General features: G+C 59.5%; 17 protein-coding genes and 1 tRNA gene. 6 read left to right on the plus strand and 12 right to left on the minus strand.

Going from position 1 to position 17,772, the window contains the following annotated elements:
• The 3 genes from T370_RS23060 to T370_RS0117475 all read right to left on the minus strand — a co-directional run.
• On the minus strand, positions 1 to 391 hold a 391-nt coding region (locus T370_RS23060; protein WP_034506930.1), incomplete at its 3' end, for a DNA-binding protein.
• Positions 392 to 434: 43 nt separating this feature from the next.
• Positions 435 to 635, minus strand: a complete 201-nt coding sequence (locus tag T370_RS26330) for a ClpX C4-type zinc finger protein (protein WP_029436488.1) — start codon at positions 633 to 635, stop codon at positions 435 to 437.
• The gene (locus T370_RS0117475) at positions 632 to 847 is read right to left on the minus strand and encodes a transcriptional regulator (protein ID WP_051643884.1); all 216 of its coding nucleotides are present in this window, start codon (positions 845 to 847) and stop codon (positions 632 to 634) included. The genes T370_RS26330 and T370_RS0117475 overlap by 4 nt, the downstream gene beginning before the upstream one ends.
• A 341-nt stretch (positions 848 to 1,188) precedes the next feature.
• Here T370_RS0117475 and T370_RS0117480 point away from each other — a divergent pair, with 341 nt between their 5' ends.
• Positions 1,189 to 1,887: an XRE family transcriptional regulator gene (locus T370_RS0117480; RefSeq protein WP_029436490.1), complete on the plus strand. Its 699-nt coding sequence runs from the start codon at positions 1,189 to 1,191 to the stop codon at positions 1,885 to 1,887.
• Between the two features lie 1,021 nt (positions 1,888 to 2,908).
• On the opposite strand, the gene T370_RS0117485 is transcribed toward T370_RS0117480, so the two are convergent.
• The 6 genes from T370_RS0117485 to ileS form a co-directional block, all read right to left on the minus strand.
• A tRNA-Ile gene (locus T370_RS0117485) sits at positions 2,909 to 2,984 on the minus strand.
• Between the two features lie 9 nt (positions 2,985 to 2,993).
• The gene (locus tag T370_RS0117490; RefSeq protein ID WP_005025311.1) at positions 2,994 to 3,443 is read right to left on the minus strand and encodes an NIL domain-containing protein; all 450 of its coding nucleotides are present in this window, start codon (positions 3,441 to 3,443) and stop codon (positions 2,994 to 2,996) included.
• An 8-nt stretch (positions 3,444 to 3,451) separates the two neighbouring features.
• Entirely contained in the window at positions 3,452 to 4,312 is an 861-nt protein-coding gene (gene ybgF, locus T370_RS0117495) for a tol-pal system protein YbgF (RefSeq protein ID WP_029436491.1), read from the minus strand.
• Positions 4,313 to 4,375: 63 nt separating this feature from the next.
• Positions 4,376 to 4,576, minus strand: a complete 201-nt coding sequence (locus T370_RS0117500) for a PLDc N-terminal domain-containing protein (RefSeq protein ID WP_005025303.1) — start codon at positions 4,574 to 4,576, stop codon at positions 4,376 to 4,378.
• Complete coding sequence (gene lspA / locus T370_RS0117505) at positions 4,573 to 5,079, minus strand: signal peptidase II (protein WP_005025301.1); 507 nt, start codon at positions 5,077 to 5,079, stop codon at positions 4,573 to 4,575. The genes T370_RS0117500 and lspA overlap by 4 nt, the downstream gene beginning before the upstream one ends.
• Positions 5,079 to 7,904, minus strand: coding sequence for an isoleucine--tRNA ligase (ileS, locus tag T370_RS0117510; RefSeq protein WP_029436492.1), 2,826 nt, complete (start codon positions 7,902 to 7,904; stop codon positions 5,079 to 5,081). Before ileS ends, lspA begins: the two co-directional genes overlap by 1 nt.
• Before the next feature lie 331 nt (positions 7,905 to 8,235).
• Here ileS and T370_RS0117515 point away from each other — a divergent pair, with 331 nt between their 5' ends.
• Together T370_RS0117515 and T370_RS0117520 are read left to right on the plus strand one after the other, a co-directional pair.
• Entirely contained in the window at positions 8,236 to 8,901 is a 666-nt protein-coding gene (locus T370_RS0117515; RefSeq protein WP_029436493.1) for a hypothetical protein, read from the plus strand.
• 4 nt (positions 8,902 to 8,905) lie between these two features.
• Positions 8,906 to 9,592 carry a hypothetical protein gene (locus T370_RS0117520; protein WP_005025293.1) on the plus strand — a complete coding sequence of 229 codons (687 nt, stop codon included), beginning with the start codon at positions 8,906 to 8,908 and terminating at the stop codon, positions 9,590 to 9,592.
• A gap of 132 nt (positions 9,593 to 9,724) precedes the next feature.
• Here the strand turns inward: T370_RS0117520 and clpB are convergent, their stop codons facing one another.
• The 3 genes from clpB to T370_RS0117535 form a co-directional block, all read right to left on the minus strand.
• Positions 9,725 to 12,343 (minus strand): ATP-dependent chaperone ClpB, encoded by a 2,619-nt coding sequence (gene clpB, locus T370_RS0117525; RefSeq protein WP_029436494.1) that lies wholly within the window; start codon positions 12,341 to 12,343, stop codon positions 9,725 to 9,727.
• Positions 12,344 to 12,459: 116 nt separating this feature from the next.
• Positions 12,460 to 12,768, minus strand: a complete 309-nt coding sequence (locus T370_RS0117530; protein WP_005025286.1) for a chaperone modulator CbpM — start codon at positions 12,766 to 12,768, stop codon at positions 12,460 to 12,462.
• A gap of 45 nt (positions 12,769 to 12,813) precedes the next feature.
• Entirely contained in the window at positions 12,814 to 13,752 is a 939-nt protein-coding gene (locus T370_RS0117535) for a DnaJ C-terminal domain-containing protein (protein ID WP_005025284.1), read from the minus strand.
• 212 nt (positions 13,753 to 13,964) lie between these two features.
• On the opposite strand from T370_RS0117535, the gene T370_RS0117540 reads away from it, so the two are divergent.
• From T370_RS0117540 to T370_RS0117550, 3 genes are all read left to right on the plus strand, one after another.
• The gene (locus tag T370_RS0117540; protein ID WP_029436495.1) at positions 13,965 to 16,580 is read left to right on the plus strand and encodes a dynamin family protein; all 2,616 of its coding nucleotides are present in this window, start codon (positions 13,965 to 13,967) and stop codon (positions 16,578 to 16,580) included.
• A 135-nt stretch (positions 16,581 to 16,715) separates the two neighbouring features.
• The gene (locus tag T370_RS0117545) at positions 16,716 to 17,219 is read left to right on the plus strand and encodes a GNAT family N-acetyltransferase (RefSeq protein WP_029436496.1); all 504 of its coding nucleotides are present in this window, start codon (positions 16,716 to 16,718) and stop codon (positions 17,217 to 17,219) included.
• 18 nt (positions 17,220 to 17,237) lie between these two features.
• Positions 17,238 to 17,699 carry a CreA family protein gene (locus T370_RS0117550; protein WP_005025278.1) on the plus strand — a complete coding sequence of 154 codons (462 nt, stop codon included), beginning with the start codon at positions 17,238 to 17,240 and terminating at the stop codon, positions 17,697 to 17,699.
• Positions 17,700 to 17,772: the final 73 nt, after the last annotated feature.

Raw genomic sequence — 17,772 nt, forward strand, 5'->3', positions numbered from 1 at the left:
CCAGAGTGATGATTGCCGTCCGGCGCGTATGTCCTGCCATTTCAAAATTGTATACGGCGTCAATAAACACCTTGCGTGACAACACGACATCCCGTTCACGGGAAGAAAGATGCGCGAGGGAAACGACGGGGTCTTGATGGATGGCGGGCGTGGCGGGTTCAAGGACGACCGGGAGGCTTTTCCGTTCCTCGGCGGAAACGGCCAGCGCGATCGCTTCGCGTACGTCGGCGGGAAGCTTGACGGTGGGATATTCGAAGCCGCCGCCTTGACCAGAACGAGGGCGGGAAGGCCAGTTTTCTTGCTTGGCGCGCAACAATACGCTTCTCACCGTTGCATATCCCAAAAAGGTTGCAACCTCGCGTGTTGTGTATGCTTCCTTGATCTCGCTCATATCCTCACCTCATAAATTCGCCCCGGTTTGTAAGATTCCGCCCTTACTTTCTATTCCTCTTCGGCAAATACCGAAGATGCTTTCTTCCGGGATTAGCCTTTAAAAGGGCCGTGATTGCCCTGACACACTGATTGCAGATGAAGATGTTTTTATCTTCAACCTGTATGAGAAGCCCGCACTCTTCATCGACGGCACCACAGAAGCTACAGGCGGGCTTGCTGTACTTCGCTGTTCCCGTCGTCATGCCGCCGTCTCCTTTTCCGCCCACCTTTCAGGATACCGAGGGTCAAACAGATATTTATCAGGCACGCCCGCATCCCGGAGCGCGTCCAGTATGCGGGCGCTGTGGTTCTTGCCGAGGATGGTTGCAGAGACGGCGGACAGGGACACCTTGAGTTCATAGGCTATTACAGTTGCCGTCCGCCCGTTGCGCCGCAACGCCTCATGAATGCGCATGGAATAAAAACAACGCCGTTCTCCTATTTTCGCTCTAACGAGAGTGTCATTGGTTGCAAATTTCATAATTCCCCCGGCTATAATGCGGCCTAGCCGTAGTTTTTGGTGAAGCCAACAGCTAAAAGTTGATCTTGAGTCGGTTGCCGGGTAGATTGAGCTATCAACTACATTTCTCAACCGCCCGTAGGTTTGTTTTGAACCAAAATTTATTAGTTGTCAAACGATTTTTGGTATAAACTTCTTTTTAAACCAAAAAATATTATATCTAATAAATTTAGACAGTTGTAGTAATCTTTTCAATACAAAGAAAAGTACAAACTTCGGGCAAGGAACTTTATACCATGAACACGCTCGGAGAAAGGATAAAACTGTTGCGCGGTGATACTACACAAGCTGTATTTGCGGCCTCGTTAGGTATCCCCCAGATGACGTTAAGCAACTATGAGACAGGAAAAAGCGAACCGAAATTTAGTTTGATTAATACGATTTGTACCACTTTTAGTGTTAGTGCTGATTGGCTTCTCTTTGGTCGCGGCCCTATGCGCTCGGGTGATGTTCAACAGGAAGAAAAGCTAGTCGAACTTTGTAGAAAAACAGATAAAATCATAACAAGCGCGGATGACGAAGTCGTTATGATCCCTATGGTTGAAGCCGTTCTTTCGGCTGGGGGCGGGAGTTTTGAAACAGGCGCAACAATCGGTCGTGGCTACGCCTTCCGGCGTGATTTTATTCAACGCAAGGGAAATCCCGATAATATGGTTCTCATGCGTGTTGCAGGCGACAGTATGGAGCCTGAAATTTTAAGCGGTGATGTTGTCCTTATAGATCAGGGAAAAACACGGATTGTCCCCGGACACATGTTTGCCGTTGGCTTTGAAGAAGCCATTTACCTAAAACGTATTGATATCATGCCGGGAAAAGCTATTCTGAAAAGTGCCAATCCCGCATATCCGCCGATGGAATTAGATATACGGGGGCAACTGAGCGACCAATTCCGCGTCATAGGCCGCGTTTTGTGGAGCGGACGGGAATACAAGTAGAAAACAAAAAATCGCGGCCCTGTTTTGACTGCGAAAAATACATGCGTTTTGGTGTACGTTTTGACACCAAACAACAAACGGGCGGCTCCAATGAGGAACCGCCCGTTTTTGATCATCCTGTGATCATTCCATCCCGAATTGCGCGCTAAAAATACCCCACTGGCGATCAAAAATGATCAATCTGTTCCGAATCGCGCGCGAAATTTTCCGCCTCAAAATTTTTCATAACATCCCGTGACGCAAGGCCAATCTACCCATTTCCCGAATTGCCTGCATGTCCCGAATTGATCGCTACCCCAGTTTAAAGAGGGGCAAGCACGCCATAGCATACCGCGTACCGTGCCATTGAGTACCGCGTCACCTAAAAAAGCGGCGGAAACACGCCACACAATACCGAGTAAGGAAGGAAACGCGCCGCTCAGTACCGTAACTATATATATTCTATAAAAGAAGAAATAAGAGAGATCCCGGTTAATATGAAAAGGGAACCTCTCCCCTTGCCGGCCCCCCAAGATAGGGACTCACGTTCGGAATACTCCGAACGCTCGACGCCGCACCGGGGAGCATGACGAAAAGGCCACCGCGAGGGAAGGCAGGGGGCAGCCTTTGAAGCCGATCCTGCTATGCTCGGGCTGTACAGGTCCGACTTGAACAGAAACGAAGCACAGGGGAAGCACGGCAGAGGTAAGGACTCACGAAATAGCTGGAGCGGTTCGGAAACGGGCCACCTCTTTTTGTGGCCTCCCCTCCCCGATGTTGAGGGGAGAAGGAATCCCCCTGTATTGCCAATCTGAACCCCGGTTTTGGGAAAAATGACTAATTCTGGGCAAAATACCTCTCGGAGGCCCGCGGGAGCTTTGGACGGGGTACAAGAGCTGGCGCGGCGGGCGTGGGATTGTGTATAGGGCTACCCATGCTGGGAACCTTCACCACCCTTCACCTTCATACAGAAAAAACCGGGACAGAACGCCGGACCATAAAAAAGCTCTCACAGTGAATATCTGTAAGAGCTTGATTTTGATGGTGGACCCACTAGGACTTGAACCTAGGACGGACCGGTTATGAGCCGGTGGCTCTACCAACTGAGCTATAGGTCCTCAGGGGCGTCATTCGGTCAGAACACCCTCTTCAGGAGCATCCATCTGCATGGCCCCGACAGGGCAAATACGGATGCAGCGCGCGCATACTGTACACTTTTCCTTGTCGAATGCAAGAAGGCGCGTTTTGATGTCGACGGTCAGCGCGGAGGACGGGCACAGAGCCGTGCACATGCCGCATTGCATACACTTGTCCTCATTATGCCAGATCCGCTGCGCCACGGGCGAAACCAGTACGCCCTTCTCCCGCAGGTAGCCGATCCCCTTGTCGCAGGCATCGCGTGAGCCCGACAGTTCGAGAGTCAAAAAACCTTCCTGCCGCGGCGTGATCTGGGCGGTACTGATGTTGAAATCGAGGTCAAACAGCCGGGTCAGGTTGCAGACCAACGGCGCCCCCGAAATGGTCGGGGGAAACGTCAGATGCACATTGGTACGGTAGGGCTTGGTTTCTTGGCTCATGACGCTTCCTACATCTTGTTGTCTTTCATGAGCTGCGTAGCGCGGGTCGCTTCAGGCGACTTGGGGAATTTCTTGATGAGTTCCTGCAAGCGGACCTTGGCGGCGTCCTTCTTCCCGGCCTTGATGAAGCACATCCCCTGCTTCAAGTACGCGGAAGCGGCCTTCCCGCTGGAGCCATATTTGGAGATGACCTGTTCGTAATCCAGTGCGGCGGCCGGGAAGTTCCCAAGCTGGTAATTGCACTCGCCGCGCCAGAACCACGCGTTGGAAACGAGCTTGTGCTTGCCGTACGTGTCCGTAAAATCCGAGAAGGACTTGAGGGCCTGCTTGTAGTTGCGGGCGTTGAACGACTGCACGCCGTTGTCGTAGAGAGCTTTGGCGATGTCGCCCTGAGCCTGCGTCTGCGGGGCGGCCTGCTGCGGGGCGGGAGCGGCCGCCTGCGGCTGCATGACGGGCGCGGCGGGCACGGGGGCCGCGGCGGTGGCGTCGGGCATGCCGGGCGCAGCGCCGGGAACGCCCGGAACGGCGGCCACGGGCAGTTCCATGCCGAACTGCGTGGCGATGGCCTGCAACGCGGCCTCGTGGTTGTTCACGCGCTGGGCGAGACCGGGAAGGCCGCCAGCGGCGGCCGTCGCATTGTTGAAGTCGTCGATCTGCCCTTTCACGGCGCTCATTTCCTGACGCAGGGACTGAACCTGCGCCCATGTGTCGGCCTGTGCGGGCTGCACGCCGGAAAGCTGGCTATTCAGAAGGCGGATCTGCTGCTCCTGCTGGTTCAGACGCATCTGCATGGCGTCTATCTGGCCATTGGCACAGCCGGTCAGAACGAGCGAACCCAAAAGCAGGGGGAAGATATACGGCTTTTTCATTGTATTACCCTGAAATGAAGGATTTGGATAATAAAGATACGCCCTTTGCGGGGAGAACTCAAGTCAGTGAGCACGCCGCCAGCCAAACAGCACATAGGCCACGCCGCCGAGGACGGGAACAAACACGCACGCGACCATCCACAGCACCCGCTCGAGCGGCGTTTCAAAGGTATGGTTGAAGGCGTGCCAGATGCCCCACAAATTCAGCAACGCAGGCAGAAACAGCAGCGCGATCTGCCACCATTCAAGCGAAAACAGACTCACGAAGCCCTCCCGGACGGACCTTTCAGCCACATGCTGAGGCAAACGAGCAGCGCGCCGCAACAGATGGCGATGTCCGCCACGTTGAACGCGGGCCAATGCCACTGGCCGACATAGAAATCCAGAAAATCCACAACGGCACGGAACCGGATGCGGTCCACAAGGTTGCCCACGGCTCCGCCGAGCACCATGCCAAGCCCCCAGAACAGCAGCTTTTCGCCGCGTTGCGCCGAGCGCGCGAGCATGAAAATCACGCCCGCCGAAACCAGCGTAGCCGCGAAGAACAGCCAAAACTGCCATTCGATGTCCGACCGGTTGAGGAACCCGAACGCGGCCCCGCGATTGCGGATATTCACCAAATCAAAGAAGCCGGGGATGACCGTCACCGCCCCATAATAGGGCAGTGACGCCATCACCCACAACTTGGTCAGCTGGTCGAGCACAAGCGCGCCGACGCCGACGCCCAAAACAACTCTATAACGAGTATCCTTACCCGGCTCTGCCACTATGCAAGTTCCTTCATAACGGCGGCGCAGCGGGGGCACAGCGTCGGGTGTTCGGGATCGGAGCCGAGTTCGTCACTGTAGATCCAGCAGCGCTCGCATTTCTCGCCAACGGCCTTGGCCACGCTCACGGCCAGCTTGCCGCATTCGGCAATGTCGGCCTGAGCGAGACCGGCGGGCGCGTCGGCCAGCGGAGCCAGATGGAGCTGGGACACGATGCACACGGCGCGCAGGTCCGTGCCGATGCCGCCGAGCACTTCCAGCAGTTCCGGCGAGGCGTACAGGGTCACGGCGGTGTCCAGCGCGTGGCCCACAGTCCCGGCCTTGCGGAGCGGCTCGATGGCGCGGGTCACTTCGGTACGCGCGGCGAGCACGGCTTCCCAGCGCTTGCGGTCAGCATCGTCCAGCAGGAAGGCATCCGCGTCCATGAGCTGGAAGGCGAACACGCTCTTCGCGCCGGGATGCAGCGCTTCGGGGATGTGGCGGAACACTTCCTCAGCCGTGAAGCTCAGGACCGGGGCCATGTCCTGCACGAGCATCAGCAGGATGTGGTACAGCGCGGTCTGGGCGGAACGACGAGCGCGGCTCGCGGGCGCGGAGGAATACAGGCGATCCTTAAGGATGTCCAGATAGAACGCGGACAAGTCCGTTGAGCACAGGTTGTGCAGCGAATGGAAGACCTTATGGAATTCATAGTCCCGATAAGCGTCCTGCACGCGCTGGTGCGTGCGCGCGGCGACGTCGAGGGCATAGCGATCCAGCGGGTCCATATCCTTCACGTCCACGAGGTCGGCCTTCGCGACGTCCTTCAGGTTGCCGAGCAGGTAGCGGCAGGTGTTGCGGATACGGCGGTAGGCGTCCACAAGGCGGTTCACGATTTCCGCCGAAATGCGCACATCCTCGCGGTAATCCACGGAAGACACCCACATGCGGATGATTTCCGCGCCGTGCTTGCTGATGATCTCGTCAAGCTCGATGCCGTTGCCGATGGACTTGGACATCTTGCGGCCTTCGCCGTCGACCACGTAGCCGTGCGTGAGCACCGCCTTGTAGGGCGGGACGCCGCGCGTGCCGATGGAAGCGAGCAGCGAGGAATGGAACCAGCCGCGGTGCTGGTCCGAGCCTTCAAGGTAGAGGTCGGCGGGGAAGCCCAGTTCGGGGCGCTTTTCGAGCACCGCCGCGAAGCTGGTCCCGGAGTCGAACCATACGTCGAGGATGTCGGATTCGCGCTTCCAGTGCTGGCCGCCGCACTTGGGGCACTTCAACCCTTCGGGCACGATGTCCTTCATATCGGCTTCATACCAGTAGTCGCAGCCGGTGGGATGCTTGGCGAACCGGGCGGCAATGTCGCGCATCCATTCGGGATCGTTCCATGCCTCTCCGCAGTCTTCGCACAACAGGGCCAGAATCGGCACGCCCCACAGACGCTGGCGGGAAATGCACCAGTCGGGGCGCTGCTCGATCATGTTGTAGATGCGTTCCTCGCCCCAGCTCGGAATCCATTCCACGTCGTTGCGGATGGCCTTCAGCGCCTTTTGGCGCAGATCGTTGGCTTCCATGCTCACGAACCACTGGGTCGTGGCGCGGAAGATGACGGGCTTTTTGCAGCGCCAGCAATGCGGATAGGAGTGCGTAATGTCGGCCTGCCCCATCAGGTTGCCGACTTCCTTGACCTTCTCAATGACATTGGGGTTGGCCTTCTGCACCTGCAATCCGGCGAAAAACTCCACGCTGTCGAGGTATTCGCCGCGATCATTGAGCGGGGAATAGATGTCGATGCCGTACTGGAGGCAGACTTCGTAGTCCTCGCGGCCGTGTCCAGGAGCGGTATGGACACAGCCGGTACCGGCATCGAGCGTCACATGGCCGCCGAGGATCAACGGAGACTCGCGGTCGTAGAACGGATGGCGGGCCTTGACGAGTTCAAGCTGCTGCCCGGTAGCGGTCCCCACGGCCTTCACGCCGCCCATGTCCCAGCCGCACGCCTTGGCGACGCTTTCGGCGAGTTCCGTGGCGAGCACGTACTGGCTCCCCTCATATTCGACCAGCGAATATTCGAATTCGGGATGCAGCGCCACGGCCATGTTGCTCGGCAGGGTCCACGGGGTCGTGGTCCAGATGATCACATAGGCGCGGGACGGATCGGCGTTCTCGAAGACCGTCTTGAGCCTGTCGTCGGTCAGCGGGAAACGGACGTAAATGGACGGCGACTTGTGGTCGGCATATTCCACTTCGGCCTCGGCAAGGGCCGTCTGGCAGGAGCAACACCAGTAGATGGGCTTCTTGCTGCGGACCACATTGCCCTTTTCCACGAAATTCGCCAACTCGGTAGCCGTGGCGGACTCGTATTCGGGGAGCATCGTCTTGTAGGGATGATCCCAGTCGCCGAGCACGCCAAGGCGCTTGAATTCCTTGCGCTGGATATCGATGAACTTGTCCGCGTACTGGCGGCAGCGGCGGCGTACCGCATACGGCGGCATTTCCTTTTTCTTTTCGCCAAGCTCGTGCTCAACCTTCAATTCGATGGGCAGGCCGTGGCAGTCCCAGCCGGGCACATACACGGACTGCTGCCCCTGAATGTTGCGGGACTTGATGGTGATGTCCTTGAGGATCTTGTTCAGGGCATGGCCGAGATGCAGATGGCCGTTGGCGTAGGGCGGGCCATCGTGCAGACGAAAAGAGCCCCGGCTGCCCGAAGCTTCCAGCATGGTTCCGTAAATATTGTTCTCTTCCCACCAGCGCAGCATTTCGGGTTCACGCTGGGTGAGATTGGCTTTCATGGGAAAGGATGTATCGGGAAGATTCAGGCTCTTTTTGTAATCGCTCATGGACAGGCTCCTTATATATCCACACCAAAGTGTAATCGAAAAATTGTGCTTCAAGGTTGCGCGGTTGTCAAGAAAGAACGCGGAGGAAACGCCGCCCTCCCCGCCTGATTGTCACAGGCATGAGAGGATGATAGAGGGGGCCGAGCGTAAGGAGCGAAAGCCTTTCGCAAAGGCGGAGCCCTGTGCGCCCCGCCCAGCCGCAGGTGACGCCAAGGCATCCCCGCAGCGTACCCCCATCCCTCCCGGAACAAAACCCCGCCCAAGGCGGAATTCCGGAGGCTGCCAAGGCTCGACAACGCGGCAACGCCGCATTCCCCCGGAGGCCATATCCATGACGTTTCCACGGCCCTGCCTGTACGCCCTGCTTGCGGCGTGCCTTTTGCTCCCCGGCTGCGTCGCCAACCAGTACGCCATAAAAATCAACGCCATCACCAACGGCGACATCCAAGCCGGCATCGGGGACGTCTACTATATCATGGCGGTCAAGGGCCAAGAGGACGATCTCGTCTTTCTGGAACTCAAGCGGAACCTCGAAAGCGCCCTGCCCCAAGCGGGCCTGAAAGTGACCAAAAGCCTCCCCCATGCCACGGCGGTGCTTTTCGCGGGGTACAAGAGCCAAACGGTCGCCCGGCAGACTACTGTTCCCGAACCCGTCTACGGCGTGACGCGGGTCGAAACCAGAACAACCGGGACGGGGCGAGGCAGCAAGACCTCCGTCTCGACGCCTTCCTACGGCATCACGGGCTACAAGAACACCCGAAAGGAAGTGGCCCAAAACAAGATCGTTCTGCTGCTTGCCGCCGATTCGCTCAAAACGAAGAGAAAAATGTGGGAAACGATCGTCACCTACACCGGGAACTCGTTTGACAACCGCAAGATGCTGGACATGATGGTCATGGGCGCCAAGGATTACCTCGCCCAAACCACCCCCGGCGACACTTGGCTCGACGTCAGCGAATCCGACGATGGCGCACTCAGCCTCAAAGAAAGGAAGTAAGCCCATGTGCACAGCCAAGATCCCCCCGCGCCCCCGCCTCTTCCTGCTGGCCGCCCTTTTCCTGCTGGCGGGCTGCTCTCCCCAGTACTCCATGCGGGTCATTTCCGAAACCGACGGGCACGCCTACCCCAATGACCAGTATACCTACTATATCGCCTCATCGAAAAAACAAAACAGCGACCCGACCTATCAGCTTCTCAAGCAGGACGTAAAAAGCACCCTGTCTGAAGCGGGCTTCACGCTCACGCAAGACCGCAACCGGGGCACGGCACTCCTTTCCATCGATTACACCGCCAAAACATCCACAAAGCACATCACCGCCAAAAAGCCGATTTACGGACAAACCGGGACCGTCGAAAAGACGCACGGCACGTATGACAAGGCCACGGGCCGCTATACCAAAACCACCACGACGACCCCAACCTACGGGACGGTCGGGTATGAGGATGAAACCAAGGAAGTCACGGAGTGCGACATCTTCCTTCATCTGAGCGCCGCCAGCAGCAAAACGAACAAAGAGCTCTGGAGCACCAGCATCTACCATACGCACGACTCCGAGGATATTTCCGGCGTGTTGAGCGTGATGGTCAGGGGCTGCAAGGATTACATCGCCCGCAACACAAGCGGCATCATTTCACTGCAGGTCACGGCAAACGACGACGGCACGTTCGGGATTGTGGAAAAGCAATAGGCGCATCCGCGACCAGCGGAGTACCGCCGTCAAGAAAAGGGCCATCAGCATGACAAACGCCGCTGATGGCCCTTTCAGGTTCATAAAGGAAAGGGGCGGAAACGCCTCCGCTTCCGCCCTCTTCCGATCTTGTTACAATGGCTGCACGGTGTCGCCCGACTTCACGCCGAAGGTCAATCCGTCTTCGGTGGCGTCGATGACCACCCGCTGGTCGTCGCGCACCTGCCCGCCGATGATGAACTTGGCAAGCGGCGTTTCGACGTGGGACTGCAGGTACCGCTTGAGCGGACGGGCCCCGTAGTGCGGATCGTAGGCGGCATCCCCAATGAACTCGTGGGCGGCCTCGGTCAGTTCCAGCGCGATCTTGCGCTCCTCAAGCCGCTTCTGGAGCCGACGCAGCTGGAGGTCGATGATCTGGCCGATCTGCTCGGGGAGCAGCGGCTTGAACAGCACCGTCTCGTCCACACGGTTCAGGAACTCGGGCTTGAAGTGCTGGCGCAGCTCGCCCATGACTTCCGTGTACACGTCCGAGGCGAACGAGCCGTCCGGATTGATGCCGTCGAGCATCCTGTACGAACCGATGTTCGAGGTCATGATCACGATGGTGTTGCGGAAGTCCACCGTGCGGCCCTGGCTGTCGGTCAGCCTGCCGTCGTCGAGGAGCTGCAGCAGGGTGTTGAACACGTCCGGATGCGCCTTTTCGATTTCGTCGAACAGGATGACGCTGTAGGGCTTGCGGCGCACGGCTTCGGTCAGCTGGCCGCCTTCGTCGTAGCCCACATAGCCGGGAGGCGCACCGATGAGCCGCGCCACGGAATGCTTTTCCATGTACTCGCTCATGTCGAGGCGCACGATGTTCTCTTCGCTGTCAAAGAGCGCTTCGGCCAGGGCCTTGCACAGCTCCGTCTTGCCCACACCCGTCGGGCCGAGGAAAATGAACGAGCCCTGCGGACGCGAGGGGTCGGACAGCCCGGCCCGGGTACGCAGCACGGCGTCGGACACGGCCTGCACGGCCTCATCCTGCCCGATCACGCGCTCATGGAGCTTGTCAGGCAGATGGATGAGCTTGTCGCGTTCGGACTGGAGCAGCCGCGTGACCGGAATGCCGGTCCAGCGGGCCACGATATCCGCCACATCGTCGGGGCGCACTTCCTGCTTGAGCAGGCGCGGCGCTTCCTGACCGTTTTCGGCTTCGTGGAGACGCTTTTCCAGCTCAGGCAGCTTCGCATACTTGAGTTCGGACGCTGCCTGCAAATCGCCGCGGCGGGTCGCATCATCAATGGCAAGGCGCGTCTGCTCGATCTCGCCCTTGAGATCGCGCACAACGTTGATGACGCCCTTCTCGTTTTCCCACTGGCCCTTGAGCTCGGCCTGCGTCATCTGGAGGTTGCGGAGTTCGTTCTCCAGCTTCTCCAGACGCTCGCGGGACGCGTCGTCGGTTTCCTTGCGCAGGGCCTCGCGCTCGATTTCGAGCTGCATGACCTTACGGTTGGCTTCGTCCAGTTCCGTGGGCAGCGAGTCGATTTCGGTACGGATCATGGCTGCCGCTTCGTCGATCAGGTCGATGGCCTTGTCGGGAAGCTGGCGGTCGGTGATGTACCGGTTGGACAGCACCACCGCCTCCACAATGGAGGAGTCGCTGATGCGCACGCCGTGGTGCACCTCAAACCGCTCCTTCAAGCCGCGCAGGATGGAAATGGTGTCCTCCACGGAGGGCTCCTCCACCAGCACGGTCTGGAAACGCCGTTCCAGCGCCGGGTCCTTTTCGATGTACTTGCGGTACTCGTCAAGGGTCGTCGCGCCGATGCAGTGCAACTCGCCGCGAGCCAGAAGAGGCTTCAACAGGTTGCCCGCGTCCATCGCGCCGTCGGTCTTGCCCGCGCCCACGATGGTGTGCAGCTCGTCGATGAACAGGATAATCTGCCCTTCGGATTTCTGCACTTCGGACAGCACGGCCTTGAGCCGTTCCTCAAATTCGCCGCGGTACTTGGCGCCCGCGATGAGCGCGCCCATGTCCAGCGCAAAAATGGTCTTGTTTTTGAGCCCTTCCGGGACGTCGCCCTTGACGATACGGTAGGCGAGGCCCTCCGCGATGGCGGTCTTGCCCACGCCCGCCTCACCGATGAGCACGGGATTGTTCTTCGTGCGGCGCGACAGGATGCGGATGACGCGGCGGATTTCCGCGTCACGACCGATCACCGGGTCGAGCTTGCCCTTGCTGGCGGCTTCGACGAGGTTGCGCCCGTACTTGCTGAGCGCCTCATAGCTCTCTTCAGGGTTGGCGGAGGTCACGCGGTGCGGGCCGCGGACAGCCATCATCGTCTCGGTGAACTTATCGGCGGACAAGCCGGCATCCGCCGCGACCTGGCCAAGCCCTGTGGAGGCGGGTTCGCGCAGCAGTTCGGCAAAAATATGCTCCACGCTGACGTACTCGTCACGCAGACGCTTGGCGAGGGCCTCGGCGTTGGCGATAGCCTTGGCGACCCGCTGCGAAATCGTGATCGTGCCCATTTCCGCGCCCGGCCCGCGCACGGAAGGACGCTTCTTCAGAACCGCCTCCAGCGCCGTGACCAGCGCCTTGGGGGCGACGCCGACGCGCTCCAGAACGCGGGGGACAAAGCCGTCTTCCTGATTCACCAGAGCGAGCGCCAAATGCTCGGCGTCCACTTCCTGATGACCGTACTGGGCGGCAAGCCCCTGCGCCGTGGTCAGCGCTTCACGGGATTTTTCGGTAAATCTGTTGATATCCATAATGGTTCACCTCTTTTGCGTTGTAGCTCAGCAGCGGCGTCCAAGACAAAATGACCGAACGCAACACAACTGCAAAAGTGATATCACTATCGCTTTCTCTCTAACAATAAGGCGTACTAACGATCTGTCAACTCACGAATACGCAACTCTAACGTTGCGATACGGTCCAGCAGGTCCATTACTATGGAGCCGCCGAGCGTGTGCAGTTCGAAATCGCTGCACAGCCGCTCAAGCTTGCGGATACGGTATACGTCATCCTGCCGGAACAACAATGCGGCTTCCGCCGTGCGCGTGGGTTTGAGCCACCCGATGTCCATCAGTTCGGAAAGGCGATCCGGGGTCGTCCCGGTCAGTTCCAGGAATTCGCCCCAGACGATAAGGGTCGAGCGGCTCGGCACATCCTTTGTATTCTGCAAAAGTTCCATACAATCATCTCCCCTGACGTTGTCCTTCAAAAACGGAACGCGGCGCTATTTTTCCGCCGCAAGGGCTTCCCACAGTTCACGCTGCTTCGGCGTGAGATCCTTCGGCGCGTCGATGCCGACCCGCACATACAGATCGCCGCGCGACTTCGCCGGGCCAAGGCCCTTGCCGCGCAGACGCATCTTCTTCCCGCTTCCGGTCCCGGCGGGAATGGAAAGCTCGACGTTCCCGTCAAGGGTGGGGACTTTGACCTTCGCCCCAAGCACGGCTTCCCACGGCGCGATCCGCACCTCGTAGGTGAGGTCCGTGCCGTCAACATGGAACAACGAATGCGGCGCGAAACGTATCCGCAAATACAGATCGCCCTTCGGCCCGCCGTTGGGCGAATCGTAGCCCTGCCCGGCAAGGCGGAGCTTGGCGCCGTCCTTCACCCCGGCGGGGATATTCACTTTCAGGGTTTTGGTGCCGTCCCCGCCCTCAAGCGTAAGACTGCGCTCGCCGCCCTTCACGGCGTCCTCAAGCGTGATGGAAATATCGGCCTCGATGTCGCGGCCCCGCTGGGGACGGGACGTATAGCCGCTGAACGGGCCGCCGGCGCTCCCGCCCTGACGGCTGCCGAACAGGGTTTCGAAAAAGTCGCTGAACCCGGAGCCGTCAAACCCCTGACCGCCGAATTCCTGCCCGTTGAACGTGAAGCGCGTACCGCCGCCGTAGGGGTTGCCCCCGCCGAACGGATTGCCGCCGAACTGCTGGCCCTGCTGCCAGTTGGGCCCGAGCTGGTCATACATCTTCCGCTTCTGCTCGTCTTTGAGAACTTCGTACGCCTCGTTTATTTCCTTGAACTTTTCCTCGGATTCCTTGTTTCCGGGGTTGAGATCCGGGTGGTACTTGCGGGCGAGCTTCTTGAAGGCTTTTGCGATTTCATCCTTGGAAGCTTCGCGCCCCACACCCAATATTTTGTAATAATCCTTATATTCGACACTCATACTTTAGCCTCCTCATAGACACGCCTGTCTGTGCGCGCAAGGCCGCCCTCACTCTTCACGCGGCCTTAACTGATCATATGTAAAGCGGATCCCATTTCAGTCAAGACGATGAGAGCCCGGCAGGGCCGCCCTCCCGGCCATTGAAAAAAAAAGGCGTTGCGGCTAGGTACAAAAGGTACGGGCCGTTTACCGACCAGCAAAGGAGCCTCCCCATGTCCTCCCGTCCCACCTCAGCCTCCATGCTGTCCATGCTCCCCCAACCCATCCAGCCGATCCCCGGCGACTCCTTCAACGACCGCATCCTGCTGTTGCTTGCGGCGGTCGCCACGACGGACGACATGCTCACCTATCGGGAGTACCAGCTCGTACAGGAGGCGGCGCAGGCCATTTTCGGGGAACGCGCCCTCCATGCCGAACTGCAAGCCAAACTCCACTACGCGCTCCTGAACCCGCCGTCCGATCCCGCCGACATCGCCCGCGACATGGCGAACCAGGCCGACGCCCAAAAGGTTTCCTCCACATTCGTGGACACCATGCTGAAAGCACTCTCCCGCATCGGGGGGCAGGAGGAACGGATCGACGAAAAGGCGCGGTCGCTCGTCAACGACATCGAATGGGCCTTCCGCAAGTCCCGCCTCGAACGCAGCGCGGGCCGGGGCATCGGCCTCGGGCTCAACGTCGGGGAAAGCCTCGGCGAACTCTACCGCAAGGCAACCAACGTCCTGCCTTCCCGGAAGGAAATCGCGGGCTGGTTCGCGCCCGAAACAAGCCAGTTCAACGCCGATATGGAGCGTTTCGCCAATTCGCTCGACCGCATCGCGTGGACGCTCGACGACATGGACCTGCGCGAAGAGCTGTATATTTTCCGCAAGATGCTGCGCCGCCAGCCGTTCAAAATCGTCATCGTGGGCGAACGCAAACGCGGCAAAAGCTCGCTCATCAACGCGATCATCGGACAGGAGCTGTCCCCGGTGCGCGAGTCCACGCCGGAAACCGCCACCGTGGTGGAATTCAAATACGCCCACGCCCCGGACTACAGCGTGCGGTTCCTCGACTCCAGCCAGTTCGCCCGGCTTGAGGACTATCTCGAAAACGAGCAGGACAACCTGCTGCTCACCCGCAAAATCGAACACATCCGCAAAGGTGTGTCCGACGGCACGTTCATCCCCGGCAAGCTGCTTTCGGGCATCACCTGCTGGGACGACCTGTCCGACTACATCAGCCTTGAGGGGCGTTTCTCAGGATTCGTGGCCCGCGTCAGCGTGGGGCTGCCGCTGGACACGCTCCGGGCGGGCGTCGTGCTCGTGGACACGCCCGGCCTCAATGATACCGATCAGTTTCATGATTATCTTTCCTATGAGGAAAGCCTTGAGGCGGACTGCGTCATCTTCGTCATGGACGCCCGCGATCCGGGCTCCAATTCCGAACTGTCCCTGCTCCGCAAGCTGGCCCGCAGCGGACGCACGGTCAGCATCATCGGCGTGCTGACCAACATCGACCGCCTGAACAGCGCCGCCAGCCTCGAAGCGGCCCGCGAACAGGCGCGCACCGTGCTGCGCGAAGCCTGCCGGAGCTCCGGCCATGTGGAACTCGCCGGTGTCGTGGCCCTCAATACCCGGCAGGCCGTCGAGGAACGCTGCCGGGGAGGTTCCGCCTTCTCGGAAACGCTGTCCAAAGTGTCGCGTTCCGTGTCCGGCTGCGGAGAGCTTGAGCAGCTCCTTGCCCTCCTGCGGGAAATCATGGACAGGGATGCGGGCAAGGAGGCATACCGCCACAAAATCGCGGAAGCCTACTCCCGGATTGCCGACTCCGCCCGCGAACGGCTCCGCCAGCATGTGCAGGAGTACCGCGAATCCCTGCCGAACCCCGAACTGCTCGGTATGCTGGACGCGCACGCCAAACAGCTTTCCGCCTCCGCCCTCTCCTCGCTGGAGCAGGCCCGGCAGGTCGTGAACGCCGCCGCCAAGGACTTGGACGCGTGGGACGAATCCACGGAAAAGGCACTGAAAAAATTCCACGAAACGCTGGTGCTGCGGCTCATGGACGCCGTGAACCGCAAAGTGGCGGATCTCGGGCATCAGTTCGCCAAAGATTCCGTCTGGAAGGAATTCGACGCCACCGAAGCCCGGGCCATCGCCCGGCGCGCCGTGGATGAATTCCTCGACGAACAGCGCGGCATCCTTCACACGTGGGAAGACAAGCTCCGCCTCTTTTCCGCGCGCATGGACGAATTTTCGCAGGAATGCCTTGCCCGCCTGAGCTCCAATATCGACGGTCTGCAAGACGATCCGGGCGAAGTGAACGGCGGCTCCTCGACGGCCACGCACTTCCTCGTACAGACGCACCGGCACATGAAGAACCTTGCGGTATTCACCACCGGGCTCACCGTGGGCCGCCTCACCGCGCTCGGGCCGATCTCGATACTTGTTACCGCAGGCAACATTATCGCGCTGGCAGCGGCAAGCCCCCTTGCGGCCGCCGTGTTCGCGGCCGTGGCCGGGACGGCGGGCCTGCTCTACCACCTCGGGCGCGAGGACAAGCGCAAGGCCGCATTCCTCGACAAACGCCGCCGCGAAGCCGAGGAATACGCCGAGCGGGTGTGCGGCGCCCTCCGGCAGGAACTTGCCGTGGTCCGCGAAGATCTGGGCAAGGCGTACGAATTCGAGGTCAAGCGCGGCTTTGCCCCCGCCCTGGAAAGCCTGTTCCACCAGTCCGTGCACCTGCGCCTGTTCCTTGACGTGATGCAGAAAATCCGCAGCGATGTTTCCCGCTACGACACGCATGTCCAGAAGCAACTGGAACAGCTCGGCGGCGTTCTGGAACGCTGATATCACGGTGCCGCTCCAGCTAGAGCGGATTTCCTTTTGAACGGCATGGAGTAATGCACATTACAGTATAAAAAGATTCTGACCGTCCGTTTTACCATCCCCAATCAAAAACGTTCCGCCCTCCAGAGGCTTACCATGACCATCAGACAAGCAACCCCCAAAGACTTCGACGCCATCTATTCCCTTGTCAAAACGGCATTCCAGACAGCGAAAGTCTCCGACGGCGGCGAACAGGATTTCGTCCTTAAACTCCGGAAGGGACGCTACATCCCCGAGCTGGAACTTGTCGCCGAAGAGGACGGCGTACTCATCGGTCACATCATGCTCACCGGAGCATCCATCCGTGAAAACGGCGGCTGCTTCGGCACGCTGCTCCTCGCCCCGCTATCCGTGGCGCTCGAATGGCGCGCCAAGAGCATCGGAGCGGCCCTCATCCGCGAGGCCCTCGCCAAGGCCGCCGCACTGGGGCATTCTTCCGCCGTGCTCATCGGCGATCCCGGCTATTATGGCCGATTCGGATTCCATTCCGCCGCTTCCATCTCCTACCCCGGCGTTCCCGGCGAATACACGCTCGCCTGCGAGCTCACGCCCGGTGCGTTGCGCAACATTTCAGGAGCCATTTCCCTTCCCGATTGCTAAACCAAAAGGAAAAACGCCATGCTTAAACCATACGCCTGCCTTGCCCTGTTCTGTTCCCTGCTCCTCCCCTCCTTCGCCCATGCGGACGATTCGGACGTGGGCTGCGTCACCACGGAATGGAAACTGCTCGGAGCCAATCACAAGGTCTGCGTTTCGGCCTTCAACGATCCGGACATTCCGGGGGTGGCCTGTTACATCAGCCAAGCCAAAACCGGCGGTGTTTCCGGCTCGCTCGGGCTTGCCGAAGATCCGTCCAACTTCGCCATTTCGTGCAGCCAGGTCGGCCCTATCGAAATTCCCGCCAAGCTCCCCAAGCAGGCCAACGTATTCCGTGAATCGACCTCGGTCTTTTTCAAGGCCACCCGCGTCACCCGCATCTGGGACGCCAAGCGCAACACGCTCGTCTATCTCGCGGTCAGCCGCCGCCTCGTGGACGGCTCGCCCTTCAACGCGATCTCCACGGTTCCGGTGAAACAATAGGAAAAAAGAAGAAGAAATGTGGGGGAGGGAAACCTTTCTGGAGAAAGGTTTCCCTCCCCCACACCCCCTCCCT

It is taken from the genome of Bilophila wadsworthia ATCC 49260 (assembly GCF_000701705.1).
Lineage (GTDB): Bacteria > Desulfobacterota > Desulfovibrionia > Desulfovibrionales > Desulfovibrionaceae > Bilophila > Bilophila wadsworthia.